Genomic DNA, 3859 nt, shown 5'->3' on the forward strand with positions numbered 1-3859 from the left:
GCCGCGGATGTGGTTGGCCTCGTAGAGGCCGAGGACTTGGGCGCCGGCGGTGGCCAGGCCCGCGGCCACGGGGAGGAGGAGGGGGCCGGTGCCGGCGACGATGACGCGGTGGCCGGGCAGGACCAGGTTGCCCTTGAGGAGGGCCTGGGCGCCGCCTGCTGTGAAGACGCCGGGGAGGTCCCAGCCGGGGAAGGGGATGACGCGCTCGTAGGCGCCGGTGGCGAGGATGACGTTCGGGGCCTGGATCGGGCCGCGGTCTGTCAGGACCCTGAATCCTGGTTCGATCGCCCAGACCTGGTGGCCGAACAGGACCTCGATGCCGCTCGCGGTTTCGACGCGGGTCAGCAGTTGCTCGAACTGCTGCCAGCCGTGGTAGAGCTTCGGCAGCCAGGGTGCGGTCAGGCCGGGAGCCGGGTGGCGGTAGTACTGGCCGCCGAGTTGGCGGCCGGCGTCCAGGAGGGCGACGCGTAGGCCGTGTTCGGCGGCGGTGGCCGCGGCGGCCATGCCCGCGGGGCCGGCGCCGATGATCGCGACGTCGAACGCGCCGAGGTGCGCGGTGTCGCCGAAAGTCTCCGCGGTGTCTGTGGTGTCTGTAGTGTCTGTGGTGTCGAGCGCGGTGCCGGCGGCTGCGTCGATCGCATCAGGGGCGTCGGGGGCGCCAGGGACGAATCCGGGGTCAGTCACGCTCATCACTGCGCCCATCCCCGACCTGAGTCCGCACCACATCCCCGGGCGCGACGACCGCGAGACAGGCCCGCACGTTCGGCTCCCCGTTCACCATCACCAAGCAGTCGAAGCACACGCCGATGCCGCAGAACAACCCGCGCGGCCGGCCGCCGAAGCGGGTCGTGCGCCACGACTTGATGCCCTCGGCCAACAACGCCGCGCCGACGGTCTGGCCCGCCTGGGCCGTCATCGGCCGCCCGTCGAAGCTGAACTCCACGCTCATCCGGCGGCCTCCTTCTGCTCATCACAGGACGCGAACCGGGCCGGGCCGAACGGCTCCGGCGCGACCATCGGCTCCGTCCCGGCCATCATCGCGGCGATCAGCTCCCCGGTCGCGGGGGCCAGGCCGATCCCGGCGCCCTCGTGTCCGCAGGCGTGGAAGAGTCCTGAGACCGTGGCGTCCGGGCCGATCGCGGGCAGGTGGTCCGGGAGGTACGGCCGGAAGCCGCAGTAGTACCGCTGCACCATCACGTCCGCCAAGAACGGGAACAATTCAGCACCCTGAGCCGCCAGTCGCCCGAGCGCGTCATAAGACGGCGTCCGGTCCAGCCCGACGCGCTCCCGGCTCGCACCGATCAGCACCGGACCCGACGGCGTCCCCTCGACGACCGCGGAGGACTGGAGCGCCGCATCAGAGCTTGAGACGTCAGCTACATACGCCGCCGAATACACCTTGTGCCGCACCATATTCGGCAGCGGCTCGGTCACCAGCACGAACCCGCGCCGAGGCTGCACCGGGAGCGCGGAACCGACCAGTGCGGCGACAGCGGCGGCGCCGAACCCGGCGGCGTTCACGACGAACCGTGCCGAGATCTCGCCCTGCGTCGTACGGACCCCGCGTACGGCGCCGCCGGATGTCACAAGGCCGGTAACGGCGTTTCCTAACCGCAGCGTCGCTCCCGAGGCCTGGAGCAGTCGGGCCGTAGCCAATGCGGGCATCACCTGCGCGTCCTGCGGATACCAGATTCCGCCGACGAGGCCGGGGGCGATTAAGGGCTCGAATTCGGTCAGCCGGTCCCCGGGGATTTCCTCGGCGACGACGCCTAGAGGTACCTGCGTGGCCGCAAAGCGTTGCAGCGCCTCAAAATCGGCGGACGAGAACGCGACGACCAGGCCGCCCTTGGCCTCGTACTCGATACTCGGCCCCGAGGCAGAGCCAGGAGAACCAGGAGAGTCAGGGGAGTCGGGGGCAGAAGGATCCGCGGCCTGCTCGGCCAGCGACTGCCACAATTCCTGCGACCTCAGCGCTAGCGCCAGCTCCGGCCCCGGTTCCTTGTCCGAGACCAGAAGGTTCCCCTCCCCCGCGCCGGACGTGCCGCCGGCCACTGGCCCGCGGTCCACGACCGTCACCGAGAACCCGGCGCGCGCCGCGTAGTACGCGCACGCCGCGCCGATCATCCCGGCCCCGATCACGACGACGTCGGACGTCGTCCGGGACCCGGCGGGCGGCCCGCTGCGGGATCCCTTCACGGCTGCGCTCACGCCAGTACTATGTCACATGCTCCGGCAGGCCGCCAGCGGTCGGCCGCACTGCGACCACTCGTGAACCGTCCGCTCTTTGTCACCCTTTGGGGTAATAGCCCTGGCCCCATTCCGAGCCCACGATGAGAGGGCCAAGCACCCATAGGCTTTGGAGGGGGAACGATGACGGTCGAGCAGAGCGCGGCGGCACCACAGGCCGCAGCCGAGGGCAATCAGCTCAGCCTGGATACCGCGGCGGCGCGGAACCTGGCCACCACTACCAAGACTCCGCCGCAGATGCAGGGCATCACCTCGCGGTGGCTGCTGCGGGTTCTGCCGTGGGTAGAGGCGGCCGGTGGCGCCTACCGCGTGAACCGCCGGCTGAGCCACGCCGTGGGCCGCGGCCGGGTCGCGTTCAGCCAGGCCGGCGACGACGACGTGAGCGTCGTGGCCCCGACCCTGACCGAGCTGCCGCCGCTGCGTGGCTTCGCCGACGAGGCGCTGCTGACCGAGTTGGGCTCGCGCTTCACCGTCCGGGAGCTGCGGGCCGGTGAGACACTGGCCGAGGCCGGGACGCCGGTGGACACCCTGTGGCTGATCGCGCACGGCAAGGTGGACCTGGCCGGTCGCGGCAAGTACGGCGACCACTCCGTGCACGGGCACCTCGCCGACGGCGACCACCTCGGCGACGAGGTGTTCCACAGCGGTGCCCGCAATGGCGCCGCGAGCAACGGCCACGCCCCGAAGTGGCGGACCACGGCCCGCGCCGTGACACCTGTGATCGCGCTGTCGGTGCCGGCTTCGGAAATCAGGGCCCTGATCGAGCGTTCGGCGGGCTTGCAGCAGCACCTGGCCGCGCACAGCACCACCCGTGCGAAGGCGCAGAACGCCCACGGCGAGGCCGAGATCGCGCTGTCGGCCGGCCACGAGGGCGAGGCCGCGCTGCCGGGCACGTTCGCCGATTATGAGCTGAAGCCTCGCGAATACGAGCTGTCTGTAGCTCAGACCGTACTGCGGATCCACACCCGGGTCGCAGACCTCTACAACAAGCCGATGAGCCAGCTGGACCAGCAGCTGCGGCTGACGATCGAGGCGGTGCGCGAGCGGCAGGAAGACGAGCTGGTCAACAACCGCGGCTTCGGCCTGCTGCACAACGCCGACTTCGAGCAGCGCGTGCACACCCACTCCGGACCGCCGACGCCGGACGACCTCGATGAGTTGCTCTCGTTGCGCCGTGACACCAGCTACCTGCTGGCGCACCCGAAGGCGATCGCCGCGTTCGGCCGGGAGTGCACCAAGCGCGGCATCTACCCGGGGACGATCGACCTGCTGGGCAGCCAGGTGCCGTCGTGGCGCGGTGTGCCGCTGCTGCCGGTGCCGAAGATCCCGATCCTGGACGGGCACACCACCTCGATCCTGGCGCTGCGGGTCGGCGAGGCGGAGCAGGGGGTGGTCGGGCTGCACCAGACCGGGATCCCGGACGAGTACCAGCCGGGGCTGTCGGTGCGGTTCATGGGGGTCGACGAAAAGGCCATCACCAACTACCTGGTGAGCGCGTACTACTCGGCGGCGGTCCTGGTGCCGGACGCGCTCGGCGTGCTGGAGAACGTCGAGATCGCGCGGCCCCGTGGCTGAGCCGCTGGCAGTGGGCACCGCGTGGGCGGTGGGGGGT

General features: G+C 70.9%; 4 protein-coding genes. 1 reads left to right on the top strand and 3 read right to left on the bottom strand.

What is annotated here, in order from left to right; genetic code table 11:
- From KGQ19_RS47790 to KGQ19_RS47800, 3 genes are all read right to left on the bottom strand, one after another.
- A partial coding sequence (locus tag KGQ19_RS47790) for an NAD(P)/FAD-dependent oxidoreductase (RefSeq protein ID WP_212022177.1) occupies positions 1-690 on the bottom strand: 690 nt, incomplete at its 3' end.
- The gene (locus KGQ19_RS47795; protein ID WP_212022179.1) at positions 677-949 is read right to left on the bottom strand and encodes a (2Fe-2S)-binding protein; all 273 of its coding nucleotides are present in this window, start codon (positions 947-949) and stop codon (positions 677-679) included. The genes KGQ19_RS47790 and KGQ19_RS47795, both read right to left, overlap by 14 nt.
- Positions 946-2124 (bottom strand): NAD(P)/FAD-dependent oxidoreductase, encoded by a 1179-nt coding sequence (locus KGQ19_RS47800; RefSeq protein WP_212022181.1) that lies wholly within the window; start codon positions 2122-2124, stop codon positions 946-948. The genes KGQ19_RS47795 and KGQ19_RS47800 overlap by 4 nt, the downstream gene beginning before the upstream one ends.
- A gap of 246 nt (positions 2125-2370) precedes the next feature.
- On the opposite strand from KGQ19_RS47800, the gene KGQ19_RS47805 reads away from it, so the two are divergent.
- Positions 2371-3822, top strand: a complete 1452-nt coding sequence (locus tag KGQ19_RS47805; protein WP_212022180.1) for a family 2B encapsulin nanocompartment shell protein — start codon at positions 2371-2373, stop codon at positions 3820-3822.
- The last annotated feature ends 37 nt before the right edge of the window (positions 3823-3859 follow it).

This window comes from Catenulispora pinistramenti, from assembly GCF_018274385.1.
GTDB lineage: Bacteria > Actinomycetota > Actinomycetes > Streptomycetales > Catenulisporaceae > Catenulispora > Catenulispora pinistramenti.